The sequence below is a fragment of the Endozoicomonas sp. ALD040 genome (genome assembly GCF_049275945.1).
Taxonomy (GTDB): domain Bacteria; phylum Pseudomonadota; class Gammaproteobacteria; order Pseudomonadales; family Endozoicomonadaceae; genus Endozoicomonas_A.
In genome coordinates, this window is the sequence record NZ_CP184829.1 from 5175692 (window position 1) to 5195205 (window position 19514).

The following is a 19514-nucleotide window of genomic DNA, read 5'->3' on the forward strand; positions in this document are numbered from 1 at the left end:
AAAGATAACTGCAATCATATATACGGCCTATTCATGAGGTCTAACCCTCTGGCCCTGATGGGTATCCGCGCAACCTGGCCTTATCAGTCCGACGGCCTCAAGGGCCAAGACTCCTATCAGGTTTCAGGTTGCCGGTTTTTTTTTACCTGTTTGCCATCAACTGTACATGCTCATCGCAATCTGCGGGGGGGTTCCCCTTTGATTAAGCTTATGCTTTACTTTGCCGCTGCCGCCTTTACCTCATTATGCAGCCTTGTAAACTTCATTTCGGGTCATGATGACCCAGACAATCCGAGCCATTTTATTAGCCAGACCAACGGCGGCAACGTTGTGATTGCTGCGCTCATTAAGTTGGCTAACCCATTTTTTACAGCGGTCATCCTTATTTTTGAGGCAGTGGAGTACCGAACGTGCGCCGTGTATCAATAATGTGCGCAGGTATTTATCACCCCGTTTACTGATGCCCAGCAGGACTGACTTACCGCCTGTGGAATGCTGTCTTGGAACTAATCCCAACCATGCGGCAAGGTGTCGACCAGATTTAAAATACGTCGCATCACCAACGGCTGCCTTCAATGCAGTGGCAGTGATGGCTCCGATACCCGGCATAGTCATCATTCGACGACATTCGTCGTCGTTTTCAGCCAGCTCCTGAATTTTCTGGTCATACTGTTGAATACGCTTGTCAAGACTGGCCAACTCTTCTGATAAACCATGTAGCAGCTCACGAGTCAGCGAATGGAGTCCATTTTCAGCATCTTCCAGAATTAGGTGAAATCAGCTTGACAGTATGCCCATAGTTCTTGAATAACCGAGCCAAATAGTGAGCACCACCACAGGCTTCCATAGCGATAATGCATGGCTCCAGATTTGCCACGTACTCCAGAAGGTTCTTCCTGGACAACTTCTTTCTGATGACTTTGCTACCCTGCTCATCAACACCAAACAGGTGAAAGTTGTTCTTGCCAATATCGATACCATGTACTGAAATAGTCATGGGTGGTTCGCTCCGGTTAATCCTGTTTAAATGGTTAACTCCATTTTGGCTCATTTGAAGCCGTTTAGGAGGGGCGGACCATCCCGTTAGACCGAGAATAGACTGCCCTACACGGCAACTGCTCCTGCGTTGCTCTAGCTCCTGCATCCATGCAGTCGTGCGGCGGCAGCATATTGTTCTGTAAATCCGCTTTTGTTCGTCAAATAGCTCGCTATTCTCCTCACAAAACCGAATTTTCATCCTCAATTTTCTGCCGTCCTCGCTACGGGGTCGCCTAGACGGGCGCTATTCTCGGTCAGGCTCCTAGTGAACTTTTCGAGGGTATGTGAGCAGTACCCCTTGCAGGGTTTGCAGTTTGTACTGGTGTTCACAGTAAAGCCCATGGCCCGGCAACGACCAGTGCACCGACACTTTGCCAGATCGTGAATAGATGTACTCCTGTCAATGATTCCAAAGCCACTGCTTTGACTGGACTGACCAACGTCGAGGGTCAGTTCTACTTTGACTCAGCTGTTTGCACGACAGAGCCTTAATCCTCTGCTTCATCAGCGGATACAACTCCAGTGACCAATGCTTTGGGGGTCATAACCTCTCGTTTTTCCATGACCAGATGATGCAGGGTAAAGCCAAACTGATCCTGCAATACGCAGACTCTGAGGCCAAGCTCTACAGGAGTGCCAGCCTTACCTTTGCTGATCCATTCGGTATGACGTTCGAACAAAGAAAAAACCTTCTCATTATGAGGGATGCTTTCATGGCTCAATACACGACGGACAATCAGCTGACACTGGTAGTCTGAATCTTTTACCCAACGTACCAGTTCTTATTTGTCCAGATATATTGCAATGCCAGGAGCAAGCGGGGAATGTCATCCCTTGATCTGAGATTGAATGTAATGGCAGAGATATCAACCTCGCCAAGCTGCATTTGTGGATTAATGGTCTGGCGCATAAGTTCGGAATGCTTCATCTTTTATCCTGATCAAGTTATGTGCTTAAGGCCAATGGTGGAACTTTATAAAAATATTCTTGTCAAAGTAATGGTAATGACTCGCTGTTGAATCATGGATGAATATTAACGTTAGAGGGATATCTTTATGTTACCTTTGCCACTTGTAAATATTGACAGATCAGGTTCTCAAAGCCTGGCAACTCTCCCCGATCAGGAGACTTTGGCTGATCGTTTAGCCAAAATGTATCTTGGTGACCCTGAACCCATTGGCGAGCCCGACGCAACGCCACTAGCCAAGCGCAAATGCAGCACACCTGTTGCAGATCAGGCTGCTCATTGTTCTCCTGCCAACCGGGAATTACTGGGCGGCAAGGGAATGTTTTTGCAGCGCATGAAAGCAGCTGGTGTATCTGTGCCACCGTTTCAGTGTGTGACAACCCGGGTCACCAATGCGCTGGAACAACACCCTCTGGATAGCCAGCGTCTGGAACCCTATTTCCCCGGGATCGGCGATGAACCGGAGGCGGAGATCAGTCTGGCAAAGATCAGGGAACGCCTCAATGCGTTGCTGCCTTCAGAGCAAACCAGAAGAGAGTGCTGGCTGGCAGGTCTGGCGAAATTTATTGCCAGTGATGACTTTTATGAGCAGGTTAAAGATTCTGAAGCGGCCCGACACATCAGAGATCACGGACTATCAACATCCGGGCCGCTTATTGTCCGCAGTTCCGGCATTAATGAAGACAACTACGGCGATGCCCAGGCAGGCAAATACCTCTCGGAAGTTCAGGGAGATGAGGATATTTTGCGAACCTGTCTTAAGGTTATGGCCTCAGCTTACCGGCCTGAAGTCTGTTCCGAAGGCATACCGCAACCCATGGCGCTGATTATCCAGGAGTGTATTAACTGCCTGCAAGGTGGAGTCGCCACGAGCTTTCAATCCTTTGATGATGATACCCTCAGGGTCGAGTACACACACGGTCAGCCAAGGGGGGTAGTGGCAGGACAGTCCGGTAACACACCCCACCGTATTGATATTTCTCGCAAAGAAGGCGCCGAAAACGTTCAATACTTTCCCGGAAAGATTTCAAGCCACTTCATTCTGCACAAAAACACAGATAATTGCGGCTATTCGGAAATAAGAATTGATGATGGGGATGCGCTATCAGACGACGATGGTCAAAAATTCAGTAATGGCCACATACTCAGTAACGACATAATCTCAAAACTTAAGGACGTGGTGGCAAAGCTGGAAGACCTGTTGCACTGCCCCGTGGATGTAGAGTTTGCTATCGATCATCAGGGGGGGCTGTTCGTGTTGCAGGTGCGCCCTATAACCCAACTCTCTGGCGACATGGTTTTTACCATGCCCATGCCCGAACACAGCCTGGCCAGTGGCGAGGGCATCAGTGAAGGCTATTGCACCGGACCACTCTGGCTGGCTAAAAAACAACAGGCAGGCTTTATGCCAGAGGGAGCCATTCTCGTGGCCCGACATGCTGAAGACTGGATGCTTACGTCCAAATGTCTGGATCGGGCTGGAGGTGTCGTCTTTGCCTCAGGTGCGTTCAATGACCACATGGCCATCCTTATGAGACAGAAAAAAATACCCTTTATGCTGGCCGGCGAAGCGTTTACGACCCTGGCCGAGCGGGATGGCCATCAGGCGACATTGGCCTGCGCCCGCTTCAAAGGTGAGTCCGGAGCCTTCATTGTTGCCGGTGACATGAGCGAAAAACTTGCCAGTCACAGAAGCCTGTCCTCTGCTGTTGCTGATCTGCCGTCAGTAAAAGCCATCCCGTTAAGGGATGATTTGTCCCCCCCTGAAGGCACATTCCGCCAGGTCACCAGCGGTTTTGAATGGCTCACGGATCAAAATGCCCGTTTGTTGGCATTCTTTGCCCCCGGCAGGGGACTGGATTGTTTGGCAAACCCCATAAAACTTAGCATGTCGCCACGACGCTCAGAATTATTGGCAGAGACCAGTGACAAGATCAATCAGCTGATTCATGGGGCCGATGCACTGTTGGAGGGTTACCGGGCCTTCCTGAACCTGGCGGGTGACAAAGATTTACAAAAGGTGCAGCCATTGCTGAATGAATTGCAGCTGCTAATCAACCGCTTCGCGACGCTGAAAGAGACCATCCTATCAGGGTTAAAAACGATCATCCGTTCCCTGCAATCCGATGAAAAAGAGCAGTTATCCACGGGAGCTTTTCGTCAGTGGGTGGCTAACTGCCACCAGCTGCAATTCTCTCTTCAGGCACTTAACCCCAGGGAGACTGAGCAGGTACGGAGTGTTCATGAGCTTATTTTTGCCTTGCATCAGCGTTTTGTGGAGGCATTGGCACCGGTCGCTCTGGCTTCGGGTCAGGGCCGGATATCTACGGAAAACAAGATCACCTATGTCGATTGCACGACTCCGGGTGCAGAAGCACCGCTCTTAAGACCGTGCGACAAAACATCGATCCAGCGATCAGGGCGCAGAGGGACTGTTCTCAGTATGAATGATGCTTTGATTGTTAACCTGAAGCTTGGCTATCATGTGGCCGTTATTGAGCTATTCAGGGACGCAGAAGGGGGGAAAGGCCATACCCTGCGACTGAAATTCTCCGACAGGTTTGATAAACCTGATGGCAGTGACAATCCCGGTGCTTTAAAACGTATGTGGTTTCTGGTGCAGTTACTGAAAATGATCGGACTGAATAAAGAGGGCGAAACCATGAAGGTTAGTTTTAACGCCATAGCTGGAGACATGATCGTCGAATGTGCCCGTATGGCATCACCTGAAACCATGCAGGAAGGCTTTGAAAAACTGTTGACAGCGTTACGTGCTTCTCGTGATATGGATCTTTACTTGGCGGACAGTGCTATTTTTGAAAGAGATGAAGTAGAACAGTGGAACTTTAACATGCTGGCACAACGCCTCGATAGTGATGCGGTTACTGAAACTGACAGATTCTCCTTTCAACATATCCTGTTCTTGATAGCCGGTGATTTATATAGAGAAGACCGAACAACCCCCGTTTTCTATCATTTATTAAGCCATCACCAACAACAGTTTATTGATCAGTGTCGAGAGTTAGTTTTTTCGGCTCCTGTGGAAGTGCTAATGAGTGATGAGATGGGTGAAAACATCCGCAGGGAATTGTTACATCATCTTTTATTATCACACCCCCAAGAGGTTATTTGGTTTGTTGAAGATGAGTATCCCAATTTGAGAAATGATTACTTTATTATCGACCCGGCTTACAGCTACGAGCTAAGGTTTTCTGTTTCACCGGGTCAGTTGTTTCCGGGTGGTAGAGAAGAGATTAAAAAAAATCTGCTGAAGCATGGGCTTAAATATGCCAGTCGGCGGGTTCGAGATGATAGAGAGCTGGTATTGGCAACGGTTAAAGTGCATCCGGGTGACCTGACATATGCTAGTGAAGAACTGAGGAATGATAGAAAGATCGTTATGTCCGTCGTTACTCAATATGGCATTGGATTGGCATATGCCGGCGAGGAAATGCAGGATGATGATGAAGTTGTAATGACCGCTTTCGCTTCGCATCCGAAAGCTTTTCGTTTTGCAAGTTGGAGAATCAGAAGCGATATAAACATTATTAAAAGGGTGATTGCTGATGATATTAATCGCTTGTCATGGGCCACTGACACGATATTGAGTGATCGCAAGTCTATGCTGGCCTTAATTAAAGATAATGCTCTTGCTGTTAAATATGCCTACAAAGAGCTTCTTCGTGAGAGGGCCTTTATTGAGGTGGCAATCCGGAAAAACGCCGAAGTTCAAAGATACGTGGAGAAGCCTGCGAGTTAAAACTGATCGATTCAGACAAGGTTGGTCAGTGCAAGCTGTGTTGTCGGCTTGTTGTTGTTTTTTTGCGTGTTTTAGCCTGACGGGTGACGGGTGAACTTTATAAAAACATCATTGTCAAAGAAAGAGGCTTATTAATTAGCTGTTAGTGAATAATGGATGAATGTTAATACAAGAAGGATATCTTGATGTTTCCCACTACATTTGATGCTCAAACTCCGAAAGCAAATTCAAATCAGAATACGGTGACTGGAAGTTCATCCAGCAGGGCTGGTAGTTCATCCAAAAAGCATTTTAGTGACCATGGCACCCGTAGTTTTCCAGAGCCAAGGTCGCTAACCATGCGCTCCTGCCGTTCACCTGTTTCAGATCAGGCGGCTGACAGTTTTCCCAGCAGCCGGGAACAAGTTGGCGGCAAGGGAATGTTTTTGCAGCGTATGAAGAAAGCCGATCTGCCTGTTCCACCCTTCGAATGTGTGACTGCTCAGGTCATGAATGCGCTTGAACAACAGCCTTTGGATACCCGACTTTTAGACCGCTATTTCCCCGGGGTTGTTTATGATCCGGAGGCAGAGATCAGCCTGACGAACATTCGGGAATACCTCAATAGCTTGCCGCCTTCAGAGCAAACCAAAAGGAACAACTGGCTGGTGGGTCTGGCTGAATTTATTGTCAGTGATGACTATTACGAACAGGTTAAAGATTCTGAAGCGGCCCGGCAAATCAGGGGGCTGCGCCATGAGCTGGACAGACTCTACATATCACAGCCGGTTATTGTCCGCAGTTCTGGCATCAATGAAGATAACTACGGCGATGCCCAGGCGGGCAAATACCTTTCACTGGTTCAGGGAAATGAGGATATTTTGCGTACCTGTCTTAAGGTCATGGCCTCAGGTTACCGGTCTGAAGTCTGTCCCGAAGGCATACCACAACCCATGGCACTGATCATCCAGCAGTGTATTCATTGCCGATGCGGCGGGGTCGCCATGAGCTATAAATCTTTTGATGATGATACCATCAGTGTTGAGTTCACACCCGGTCAACCCAGAGGTGCAGTGGCAGGGCAGTCTGGTAACACGCCTCACCGCATTGATATTGCTCGCAAGGGTCGAAAAAGAGCTGACAGTTATCAATATTTTCCCGGGACTATCTCAAGCCAGTTTACCCTGCACAGCAACAATAACGGTTATTCGGAAAAAAGAATGGATGTTGTCGATGTCCAGGCAAACGACGGCGGGCAGCTAATCAGTGATGAGATGGTATCAAAACTCAGGAAACTGGTGAAAAAGCTGGAAAAACTGTTGTTCTGCCCCGTGGATGTCGAGTTCGCCATCGATCATTGGGATCGCCTGTTCCTGTTGCAGGTACGTCCTGTTACCCGACTCTCTGGCGATATGGTTTTTGCCATGCCCATACCCAAAGAAACCCTGGCCATTGGCGAGGGCATCAGCGAAGGCTTCTGCACCGGACCGCTCTGGCTGGCCAGAAAACCAGAGGCAGTCACTATGCCACAGGGAGCTATTGTCGTGGCCCACCACGCTGAAGACTGGATGCTTGTGCCTGAGTTTCTGAAACGGGTTGGGGGTTTTGTGCTGGCCGAAGCAGGATTCAATGATCATGTAGCAATCCTTATGAAACAGAAAAAAATAACCTTGATGCGGGCTGGTGGCCAATATTCGGCATTGTTCGCTCAGGATGGTCAACAGGCGACGCTGGCCTGCGCCCGTTTTAAAAATAAGCCCGGTGCCTTTATTGTTGCCGGCGACATTGCCGAAACACTGGCCAATTACAGAAGCCTGACTTCAGCTGTTTCTGATGCATTGACAACAAAACCCGTCCCGTCACGGGAGGATTTGTCACCACCTGAAGGCACATTCGACCGGGTCGCCAGCGGTTTTCAATGGCTCACGGATCAAAATGCCCGTCTGTTGGCATTTTTTGCCTCCGGGGGCGGACTGGATTGTCTGGAAAATCCGGTAAAACTAAGTATGTCGCCACAACGATCAGAAATACTGGCAGAGAATAAGTACAACTTAAAACGCCTGCTCTATGGAGCTGAAGTCCTGCTGGAGGGGTACCGGGCCTTCCTGCTGCTATCGGGTGACAGCAGTTCACCCTGGATCAAGCCACTTCTGGCAGAATTACCGCAATTAAACAAGCGCTTCAAGACACTGAAAAAGACCATCCGATCAATGTTGGAAACGATCAGGCTTCCTCTGAAAGCCGATGTTGAAGGGCCGTTATCCACCGTAACTTTTCCTGAGTGGCTGGACGCCTGCCATCAGCTGAAATCCTGTCTGCAGGCACTCAACCCTGAGAAGGCTGAGAAGATTCGGAGTGTCCATGAGCTGATTTTTGCCCTGCATCGGCGCTTTGTAAGTGCACTGGCGAAGGTTACTCTGGCTTCGGGTCAGGGCAGGCAATCCAGTAGCGGGAGCATCAAATATGTTGATTGTGCGGTTTCGGGTAATCCGAATGAAAAGATGCCGCTATTGAAGCCGTCCTGCAAAGTATTAATTGAAAAGTTAGGGTGCTCAGGAACGGTCATCATTGCCGATGGCGTTTTGATTGTTAACCTGAAGCTTGGAAGTCATCTGTGTCTTATCGAGCTATTTGAAAACGCAGAGGGGGGTAAAGGACGGACCTTGCGGCTGAAATTCTCTGACCAGTTTTATAAAGATGATGGTATTGATTCAGCTGCCAAGTTAAAGCGTATGTGGCTTCTGGTGCAGTTACTGAAAGTGCTCGAACTGGATAAAGATGCTGATAGCATGAAGCTGCGTTGCAATGCGGTAGTGGGAGAAATTATCGTCGAATGCACTCGAATGAAAACAACTAAAACTATGCAGGATGCCGTTGAAAAACTGCTCACTGTGTTATGTGGTATGTGTGATTTGGATTGTAAGATGCTGCACATTGACCTTTTTGAAAGCAATCAGTGGAACTTTAGCTTGCTGGCACAAAGGCTTAATGGCGATATTACGGCAGAAGCTGACAGGTTCGCCTTTCAACATTGCCTTTTCGCAATGTATTATAAGAAGCGTATCCACTACACTCCCGATTGTTTCAAGTTATTACCAAGCCACCACCGACAGTTTATTCATTATGCCAAACGGTTTGAAGAATGTCGTGATAAAGATTCTCGTGATAAAGAGTCTCGTGATAAAACTGAGGACAACTTTCGGGAAATATTAATGAGCAATGAAATCACAGAGCAAACCCGAAAGGAACTTTTACATCATCTGTTATACCTGGATGCCCAAAGGACTGCTCCATTGATTGAGGATGTTTATCCCGATTTGAGACATCAATGCTATGTTCTAAAACCATTCTCCTACGGTTACAGGCTAAGTTTTGATGTTCCACCGGGTAAGTCGCTTGCGGATAATAGAGAAAAGATCACAAAAGCCTTGCTGAAGCATGGACTGCAATATGCCAGCCAACAGCTTCGGAATGATAAAGAACTGATATTAACAATTATTGCAGCACGTCCCAAATGCCTTGAATTTGCCAGTGAGAAACTAAAGAATAGTAAAAAGGTCGTCATGACTGCAATCAACCAACATGGCTTTTATCTGCAATATGCCGGCCCGAAAATTAAAGATAATGAAGAGGTTGTAAAGGCTGCCATCACCGATTATCCAGAGGCTCTCGGGTATGCAAGTGAAAGAATCCGAAGCGATAAAAACATTATTCAAATGGTAATTGATAAGCATATTGACCACTTATATTATGCCAGTGAAAGGGTATTGAATGATCGCAAGTATTTGCTGGATTTAATTGCACATAATTCCCGTGCCTTCATATCTGTTGCGCATAATCTTAAACGTGATATGGATTTTATCAGGTCAGCAATCCACAGGAACCGGGGTGTTGTTAAACACGTAGACGAGGAAAGTTTAGAAAAATACTACAGTAGTGAATTTGCCGGTTCGTAATACAAACAGCAGCCTGAAAAACCAAAGCCCATAGCTATTTGTAAAATCCTCTGAGCCTGATTTTCACCTTTTAAATACTTTGATGAGCCTACAAGAGCTTATTTCATAGCCTGATCAATTTGCTTGCTTCAGGCTGATTGGCGAACTTTATAAAAACATCATTGTTAACGTTAGAGAGGGATATCCTGATGTTACCTGTTATTTCTGAGACGTCAGATCCTCAGAGTCTGACAACGAATCCAAATCATAATACCCGGGCTGGCAGTCCATCCATCGGGGCTGATGATGTGCCCAAAAGGTATCTCGGCCATTCTGATCCCGATGGCATTCCCGACCCGGAGCCACTTATCAGGCGCACCTGTTGTCCAGCTGATTCAGATCAGGCTGCTGACTGTTTTCCCCTTGGCCGGGAAAAAGTTGGGGGTAAGGGGATGTTTCTGCAGCGCATGAAGAAAGCTGATCTGCCTGTTCCACCCTTCAAATGTGTCACTGCGCAAGTCATGAATGCTTTTGATCAACATCCTCTGGACAGGCATCGTTTAGACCGCTATCTACAGAAGGTTGACCGTGAACCGGAGGCCGGGACCAGCCTGACGAACATCCGGGAATACCTCAATACCCTGCTGCCTTCAGAGCGAACCAAAAGGAATGACTGGCTGGCGGGTTTGGCTGAATTTATTGTCAGTGATGACTATTACGAACAGGTTAAAGATTCTGAAGCGGCCCGGCAAATCAGGGATCTGCGTCGTCAGCTGGACCGATTTTCCATGGCACAGCCGATTATTGTCCGCAGTTCCGGCATCAATGAAGATAACTACGGCGATGCCCAGGCAGGCAAATACCTCTCTTTAGTTCAGGGAGAAGAGGATATTTTGCGAACCTGCCTCAAGGTCATGGCTTCAGGTTACCGGCCTGAAGTTTGTCCCGAAGGCATACCGCAACCCATGGCGTTGATTATCCAAAACTGCGTTGATTGCCAATACGGTGGTGTCGCCATGAGCTTTCAATCTTTTCAGGATGATACCGTCAGGGTTGAGTACACACGGGGTCAACCCAGAGGTGTTGTGGCAGGGCAGTCCGGTAACACACCCCATCGCATTGATATTTATCGTGAGGATTGCAAAGAAGCAGCTGCAGGCTCTCAATACTTTCCCGGTACGATCTCAATTCACTTTATCCTGCAAAAGAACAATAACGGCTATTCGGAAACAAGAATTGATCATGTGGCTGCTCAGTCAGACGACGGTGGACAGAAACTCACTGATGAAATGGTTTCAGATCTCAGGAAGGCGGTGACAGAGCTGGAAAACCTGTTGCTCTGCCCCGTGGATGTGGAGTTTGCCATAGACAAACAGGGTCGCCTGTTCCTGTTGCAGGTGCGCCCCATCACGCAACTCTCTGGCGGCATGGATTTTGCCATGTCCATACCCAAAAAGACACTGGCCATTGGCGAGGGTATCAGCGAAGGCTATTGCACCGGACCACTCTGGCTGGCCAGAAAACAAGAGGCAGGCGCTATGCCAGATAAAGCCATTGTCGTGGCGCAACACACCGAAGACTGGATGCTTGAGTCCGGGTTCCTGATGCGGGCAGGAGGTTTTGTCATTGCAGAAGGAGGATTCAATGATCATGTGGCGATACTCATGAGACAGGAAAAAAAGCCCTTAATGCTGGCCGGTGGGCATTTTGACACCCTGGCTGCCAGGGTTGGCCAGCAGACGACGCTGGCCTGTGGCCGCTTCAAAGGCAAGCCCAGAGCCTTTATTGTTGCCGATGACCTTAGCGAAGAACTGGCCAGTCACAGAAGCCTGTCCTCTGCATTTTCTGATGCACCGTCAACAAAAGCCTTCCCGTCCCGGGAAGCTTTGTCTCCATCTGAAGGCACATTCCGTCAGGTCGCCAGCGGTTTTCAATGGCTCACGGATCAAAATGCCCGGCTGTTGGCACTTTTTGCCCCCGGCAGTGGTCTGGATTATCTGGTAAACCCGATAAAATTGAGTATGTCGCCGCAACGATCAAAGTTACTGGCTGAGACCAGGAATGACGTAAATCGGCTGATTTATGGCGCTGAAGCTCTGTTGGCTGGCTATCAGGCGTTCTTGCAGCTGGCAGGACAACGCGGTTCACCTGAGGTCAGGCAATTACAGGAAGAATGGCTGGAACTGAGCGACCGTTTCGAGGCGTTGAAACAGGCCATCCAGTCCGGCCTGGAGAAAATCATTAAGCCCATGCAAGTGGCTGAAGACGGGCAGCTATCCCCGGGAATGTTTCGTCCGTGGATAGCAGACTGCCATCAGCTAAAATCCTTTCTTCAAGCGCTCAATCCACAAGAGGCTGATCTGGTGCGGAGTGTCCATGAACTGATTTTTGCCCTGCACCAGCGCTTTGTAAAAGCATTGGCACCGGTCACTCTGGCTTCGGGTCAGGGCAGGATATCCGGGGAAAAAAACATCACCTATGTCGATTGTACGACACCGGGTGAAGAGGCACCGCTATTGAGAATTTCCGATAAAGTCTCTATGGAAGAGCTGGAGCTTTCCGGGACCGTCATCAGTATGGATGAAGCCGTGATTGTTAACCTGGAGCTGGGAAGTCATGTGGGCATTATCGAGCTACTGGAACAGGCAGATGGGGGTAAAGGACGAACCTTGCGGCTGACATTCTCAGACAAATTTGATGCAAACTATGACTATGACAGACCCGGCAAGTTCAGGCGTATGTGGTTTCTGGCGCAATTATTGAGAGAGATTGAACTGGATAAAGATGCCGATAACATGAAGCTGAGTTGCAACGCCGTAGCGGGTGAAATGATCGTCGAATGCCCCCGAATGAAATTACGTAAAACCATGCAGTATGCCTTTGCAAAACTGATCATTGTGTTACGTGCTATGTTTGATCTGGATCTTGATTTGAATTCCAGACCCATTTTTGAAGGAGGTCAGTGGGACTTTAACCTGCTTGCACAGCGTCTTAATCGTGATGTTGCGACAGAATCGGATAGATTCGCCTTCCAACATTGCCTTTTCATAATGGCTTATCGGGCTGGGAGCATTTGGTCCGTTACTGCTATGTGCTGCCAGTTTTTAAGCACACACCACCAACAGTTTGCTCATCATGCCCGGCGCTTGGGTATGTGTCGGAGGTCAAAGTTTATCAGGGGGAATCCATGGGACGCTATGAGGGAAAGGTTAATGAAGATCAGTGAGAACACTCGTACGGAGCTCTTACATCATCTTTTATTATTAAATCCCAGAAACGCTACCCGATTGATTGAGCAACTGTACGATTTGGAAAATCAATGCTTTGTTATCAATCCATCTTACAGTTACAGACTGGAGTTTTATGTGCCACCGGGTCAACCGCTTGGGGATCATAAAGAAGAGATTAATAATGCCTTGCTTAAGTACGGACTGAGATACGCCAGCCAACGTGTCCGAAATGATAGAGACTTTGTATTACCCGCTATTTCACGACATCCCGAAGAACTGCAGTTTTTGAGTGCAGAGCTGCGCAATGACAGAGATGTTGTCATGGCCTCTGCCGCAGAGGAGGCAAAAGTTCTGTCCTATGCCAGTAACACAATCCGAAGCGATAAAAGCACTATTGAAAGCTTAATGGCTGTCAATGTTAATGTCTTAAAATATGGCTGTGAGACCTTATTGAGTGATCGCGAGTTCATGCTGGACTTAATTGCAAAGAATTATCAGGCTTTCCAATATGTAGCTCTGGAGCTTAAAACTGATACAGATTTTATCAATGAAGCAACCCTGAGAAACCCCTTACTGGGTAAATGGGTCTGATTCCGGGAATAGGTTCAGATCTATTCTGAAAATGTTGACCTCAACAGCTCGTTATCGTTTTTCCTGTTATCTGCTTCAGACGGACGGGTGAACTTTATCAAAGTCTCATTGTCAAATGTCAGGTAATCGCTTTAAACGTTTGCACTTGAATCATGGATGAATAATATCATTAGAGGGATATCTTGATGTTAAATGCTACTGCTACTGTTGAAATTTCAAATCATCAAAACCTGGCGACCGACCCCAATCAGAATACTGAGGTCAATGAATTGCCTAAAAGGCACTTCAGGGATCTTGATCCCGGTGGCGTTCCCGATCCAAGGTCGCTAACCAAGCGCACCTGCCGTTCACCTGTTTCAGATCAGGCTGCTGACTGTTTTAGCGCCAACAGGGAACAATTTGGGGGTAAGGGCATGTTTTTGCTGCGCATGGTGCAAGCCGGTCTGTCTGTTCCACCCTTCAAATGTGTCACTGCTCAAGTTATGAATGCGCTTGCACAACAGCCTCTGGACCCCCATCGTTTAGCCCGCTATCTCCCCGGGATCGCCCATGGATGGGGCGCAGAGACCAGCCTGACGAACATCCGGGAACATCTCAATACCTTGTCCGCTTCAGAGCAAACCAAAAAGAATAACTGGCTGGCGGGTCTGGCAGAATTTATTGCCAGTGATGACTATTACGAACAGGTTAAAGGTTCTGAAGCGGCGCAACACATCAGGGATCTGCGCCAGGAGTTGAACGGATTCTCCCTATCACAGCCCGTGATTGTTCGCAGCTCTGGCATCAATGAAGATAACTACGGCGATGCCCAGGCGGGCAAATACCTCTCTGTCGTTCAGGAAGAAGACGATGTTTTAAGCACCTGCCTTAAGGTCATGGCCTCAGCCTACCGGCCTGAAGTCTGTGCCGAAGGAATACCGCAACCCATGGCACTGATCATCCAGCAGTGTATTGACTGCCTGTATGGCGGCGTCGCCATGAGCTTTCAATCCTTTCAGAATGATAACCTCATGGTTGAGTACACATCCGGTCAACCCAGAGGTGTGGTGGCAGGGCAGTCTGGTAATACGCCTCACCGCATTGATATTTCTCGCGAGGGTCGAGAAGGAGCTGACAGTTATCAATACTTTGCCGGGACGATCTCAAGCCAATTTATTCTGCACAAGAACAATAACGGTTATTCGGAAAAAAGAATTGCTGGCGCTGATGTCCAATCAAACGACGGCGGGCAGCGACTCACTGATAAGATGATTTCAAAACTCAGAAATATCGTGACAGAGCTGGAAAACCTGTTGTTCTGCCCCGTGGATGTTGAGTTCGCCATCGATCATTGGGGTCGTCTGTTCATCTTGCAGGTGCGCCCTGTTACCCGACTCTCTGGCGATATGGTTTTTGCCATGTCCATACCCGAAGAGACCCTGGCCATTGGCGAGGGTATCAGCGAAGGCTTCTGTACCGGACCACTCTGGCAGGCCAATAAACAACGCGCAGAATCTATGCCAGAGGGCGCCATTGTCGTGGCCCACCACGCTGAAGACTGGATGCTTGGGTCTGGCTTCCTGAAGCGGGCAGGGGGTTTTGTCCTGGCCGAAGCAGGATGCAATGATCATGTCGCGATAGTCATGAGGCAGAGAAAAATAACCCTGATGCGGGCTGGTGGCCAATATTTGGCCTTGGCCGCTCACCATGGCCAACAGGCGACGCTGGCCTGCGCCCGCTTTAACGGTGAGCCCGGAGCCTTTATTGTTGCCGGTGACATTGCCGGAAAACTGGCCAGTCACAAAAGTCTGGTCTCAGCTGTTTCTGATGCGCTGTTTGCAAAAGTTGCCCCGTCCCGGGAGGATCTGTCCCCACCTGAAGGCACATTCCATCAGGTCGCCAGCGGTTTTCAATGGCTCACGGATCAAAATGCCCGGCTGTTGGCATTTTTTGCTTCTGGCGGTGGACTGGATTATCTGTCAAACCCAGTAAAACTGAGTATGTCGCCACAACGATCAGAGCTACTCACAAAGACTGAGGACAGTGTAAATCGGCTGGTTGATGGGGCTCAAGCAATGCTGGATGGGTATCGGGCCTTCTTGCAGTTGGCAGGTAAATGGCCTTCATCCGAGGTCAAGTCAAGGTGCGATGAATTATCGCAACTGGACAACCGGTTCGAGATGCTGAAAGAGACCATTCAATCAGGGCTAAAGAGTGTCGTTCTGCCACTGCAAGCCGCTGAAAAAGGGCAGTTATCCCCGGGAGTGTTTCGTCAGTGGGTGGCAGACTGCCATCAGCTGCAATACTGTCTTCAGGCATTCAACCTTGATGAGGCTAAACAGATCCGTAGTATCCATGAGCTGATTTTTGCCCTGCATCAGCGTTTCGTAGAGGCATTGGAGCCGGTTACTCGGGATTTGTGTCAGGGCAGGATATCTGAGGGAAATAACATCACCTATGTTGATTGGACGACCCGCAGTCAGGCGACACCGCTATTGAACTCGGCCGGCAAAGCAATGTTGAATAAATTATGGCTTTCAGGGTCTGTTGTCAGTTTGGACGATGCCTTGATTGTTAACCTGTCGCTCTGTCAACATATGAGTGTTATCGAACTACTTGAACACGCAGAGGGGGGTAAAGGACGAACCTTGCGGATGACATTTTCTGACCAGTTTCAGAAACCTGATGGCAGTGATCAACCGGGCAAGTTAAAGCGTATGTGGTTTCTGGCCAAGTTACTGAAAGTGATCGAACTGGATAAAGATTCTGATAGCATGAAGCTCAGTTGCAACGCCGCAGCGGGAAAAATTATCCTTGAATGCCACCGAATGACATCAACGAAAAACATGCAGTATGCCTTTGAAAAATTGCTAACAGTGCTAGGTGCTACTGATCAATTAGATGTTTTTCTGGACAGAGCCATTTTTGAAGAAGATCACTGGTGCTTTAACACACTTGCACAGCGCCTTGATAGCGATGTTGTCACAGAAGCCGATCGATTTGCCTTTAAAGACTGCCTTTTCTCAATTGCCAGAACTTATTTACATAGAGTTCCGCGTTTTTATCATTTATTAAGTAAACAACACCAGCAGTTTATTCGTTGTGTTCAACGCTTGGAAACGTGCATGAGAACATCGGCGGACCATTTTCTGAAAAAGTTAATGAGTGATGAGATCGGTGAGGGCACTCGTATTGAACTCTTACAGCATTTTTTATTGACATATGCTAAAACCGCTATGCCATTTTTTGAGATTATGTATCCTCACTTGAAAGGTCAACATTATGTTATCAAACCATCCTGCGGTACACGTCTGAAGTTTTATGTTCCGCCAGGTCAGCCATCTGGGGGTCACAAAGAAAAGTTCAAAAATGCCCTGCTCAAGCATGGGTTGAAATATGCCAGTCAGGCTGTTCTGAATGATAAAGACCTTGTGTTGCCCGCCATTTTAAAACATCCTGAACAACTGGAATATGTCAGTAAAGAGTTGAGGAATGACAGCGATATTGTCATGGCATCAGTCACTCAGAATGGTTCTCAGCTACAATATGCCAGCCAGAAAGTTAAGGATAATGAGGAAGTGGTAATGGCTGCTGTCAAACAGTATGCCGGAGCCCTGGAGTATGCCAGTGAAAGATTGCGAAGCGATAAAAATATTGTTCGAATAGCCGTTGCTAAAAGTATGTGTTATTTAAGAGGGGCCGGTGAACAGATATTAAATGATCGCGAGTTTTTGCTGGACTTGATTGCAATCGATTCATTTGCTTTCTCAAATATTACTAACAGCCTTCAAAATGATACTCAGTTTATCAATTTAGCAATCTCCAGAAACCCCGAAGTTCGTCAATACGTCGGGTAATCTGCAAATAAGTACTCAGCCATGCGGAATCGAATATTTCTGGCTTATTGGGCAGGTGCTCTGCAAGGCGCAACGACGGGAACATAGCAAGCTATGTGACCAGAGTTGCAACGCATCACGACTGCATGGATGCAGGAGCTAGGAGCCTGACCGAGAATAGGCTTATCTGTTATGATAAGCCTTAAACCAACTCTGATTATGCCAAATGTCACCACCACCAAAGTTTAAGGACAGTCCTGTTGAGTTTGATCAGCATCTGCTGTTCCCAACCAACGTTTTCGATTTGCTTCCCAAAGATCATGATTGTTTTATTTATGAAAGCATTTTTCAGAACATTAATACGTCTGAAGTCGAAAAAAAATATCACCACCTTGGTCAGCACGCATACCCTCCAAAGCTCATTGTCGCTATTCTGATCTACGCGTACAGCCATGGTGTTTTCAGTTCCCGTGAGATTGAGCGACGGTGTCGACAAGACTTGGCGTTCATGTATATCTCACAAATGAACTGCCCGAATTTCAGGGTTCTTGGTGACTTTCGTAAGGATAATCTGTCGTTTTTCCATGACTGCTTCAAACAGTCAGTCAAACTGGCCATTGAACTCAAAATGGCATCACTGGGTCATATCAGCCTGGACGGCTCCAAGTTCAAAGCCAACAGCTCAAAACACAAGGCCATGAGCTACGGGAGGCTCAAAGCGAAAGAGGCAGAACTCAGTGCCGAAGTGGATGAGCTGATCAAAAAAGCCAGTCAGTGTGATCAGGAAGAAGATGACGCCTACAAAGCAACCAATGGTTACAGCATTCCTGAAGACCTCCAGTTTAAAGAAGAGCGCCTGAAAAAAATCAAAGAGGCCAAGAAAGCACTTGAAGAACGTGAAAAAGCTTTAAATCCAGACAAACCAATAGACGACAAAAAGCAGATCAGTTTTGCAGATCACGATGCCCGCGTGATGAGCAAGAAGGGGTATTGTGAGTACAGCTACAATGCTCAAATTACAGTTGATTCCGATAACCAGATCATTGTTGGCCAGCATGTCAGCCAACACGCCAACGATGTACAGGAAGTGGAGCCGGCGCTGAGGGCATTATCAGGAGCCACTGATGGCGCGGCTGTAGATAAGTGGAGTATGGATAATGGTTACTTTTCAGGGTCAAACTTACATACAGTCGAGCGACATGAGATTGATGCCTATATCGCAACCGACAAGGCGGAGAAGCCTGCCGCTGACGACCTTGAAAGCTCTGACAGGAAGTTTGTCAAAGCGGATTTTGCGTATGATTCCGAAGCTGATGTATTTATCTGTCCGGCAGGGGAAAAGCTGGTAACGAACCCGGCCAGCAAAAGCAAAAGAAAAAGCTACCGGGCAAACAAGACGGTATGCAGGGAATGCCCTTATCGTCGGAATTGCAGTGATTCAAAGAAAGAGGCTGGCAGGGTTATCCGTACCGATAAGTTTGAAAAAGCACGTCAGGCTATGAATAAGAAAATGGAGACAGCCGGTGCGAAAGCCATATATGAGCGTCGTAAAGTTATTGCGGAGCCACCATTTGGACAGATAAAAGAATCTGGTTTCCGAGGGTTCAGTCTCCGCGGCAAAGAAAAAGTTTCAGCGGAATTTTCACTGGTATGCACTGCGCATAATATCAAAAAATTTGTAAAAGCGGCTTCCACGAGGTCAATCCGTCTCGAAGATTTGAAAGAGGCTAAAAAGGCAGCATAGAGGCTGTGAGAAGGCATAAATATGCAAAAATGAGCAAAATCCCACTAATAATTGGATATTTTTTGCTCATTTTAAGATTTGGGAAAACTTCTGTTGGTCTGGTTGCGCTATTCTCGGTCAGGCTCCTAGGAGCCTGACCGAGAATAGCGCCCGTAGCGAGGACGGCAGAAAATTGAGTATGAAAATTCGGTTTTGTGAGGATTGCGCCTTGCAAGCGCGTAAAATCTTGTGACCTGAAATGGTCATCGCGGTAAAGCTGTGGTCGGCAGCCGTGTACCGAGTCTTGCGTGGTAGAAGGTAACGACTACTGCGAAGCGTAGACAGGGTGATAACAGGCCGTAACGTCTGCTAAGGGATAATTAGCCCCGAAATTGAACGTGGTTGAAGTAGCTGACCTTCTTTCTCAATGGGGAAAGCGGAAGTCGGGAGCTCCGCTAATGACAAGGCATCCCGAC

Annotated in this window: 6 protein-coding genes and 2 pseudogenes; 5 read left to right on the plus strand and 3 right to left on the minus strand. The window is 47.8% G+C overall.

The genetic code is table 11. The features are described 5' to 3' along the window. Window positions 1-243: 243 nt before the first annotated feature. The 3 genes and pseudogenes from ACOJUN_RS18865 to ACOJUN_RS18875 form a co-directional block, all read right to left on the minus strand. Window positions 244-997, minus strand: a pseudogene (locus tag ACOJUN_RS18865) (IS110 family transposase). Between the two features lie 595 nt (window positions 998-1592). Then, window positions 1593-1775 (minus strand): annotated as a pseudogene (locus tag ACOJUN_RS18870) (ISNCY family transposase); the annotation flags it as partial. A gap of 26 nt (window positions 1776-1801) precedes the next feature. Further along, window positions 1802-1966, minus strand: coding sequence for a hypothetical protein (locus tag ACOJUN_RS18875; protein ID WP_422137146.1), 165 nt, complete (start codon window positions 1964-1966; stop codon window positions 1802-1804). 127 nt (window positions 1967-2093) lie between these two features. Here ACOJUN_RS18875 and ACOJUN_RS18880 point away from each other — a divergent pair, with 127 nt between their 5' ends. The 5 genes from ACOJUN_RS18880 (at window position 2094) to ACOJUN_RS18900 (ending at window position 19059) form a co-directional block, all read left to right on the plus strand. Beyond that, window positions 2094-5765 (plus strand): PEP/pyruvate-binding domain-containing protein, encoded by a 3672-nt coding sequence (locus tag ACOJUN_RS18880; RefSeq protein ID WP_422133443.1) that lies wholly within the window; start codon window positions 2094-2096, stop codon window positions 5763-5765. Window positions 5766-5950: 185 nt separating this feature from the next. Next, window positions 5951-9700: a DUF4116 domain-containing protein gene (locus ACOJUN_RS18885; RefSeq protein ID WP_422133444.1), complete on the plus strand. Its 3750-nt coding sequence runs from the start codon at window positions 5951-5953 to the stop codon at window positions 9698-9700. A 188-nt stretch (window positions 9701-9888) separates the two neighbouring features. Further along, a complete protein-coding gene (locus ACOJUN_RS18890; RefSeq protein WP_422133445.1) occupies window positions 9889-13500 on the plus strand; it encodes a PEP/pyruvate-binding domain-containing protein in 3612 nt (1203 codons plus the stop codon). Window positions 13501-13685: 185 nt separating this feature from the next. After that, window positions 13686-17336 (plus strand): DUF4116 domain-containing protein, encoded by a 3651-nt coding sequence (locus ACOJUN_RS18895; protein ID WP_422133446.1) that lies wholly within the window; start codon window positions 13686-13688, stop codon window positions 17334-17336. A 205-nt stretch (window positions 17337-17541) separates the two neighbouring features. Beyond that, entirely contained in the window at window positions 17542-19059 is a 1518-nt protein-coding gene (locus tag ACOJUN_RS18900) for an IS1182 family transposase (protein WP_422132798.1), read from the plus strand. Window positions 19060-19514: the final 455 nt, after the last annotated feature.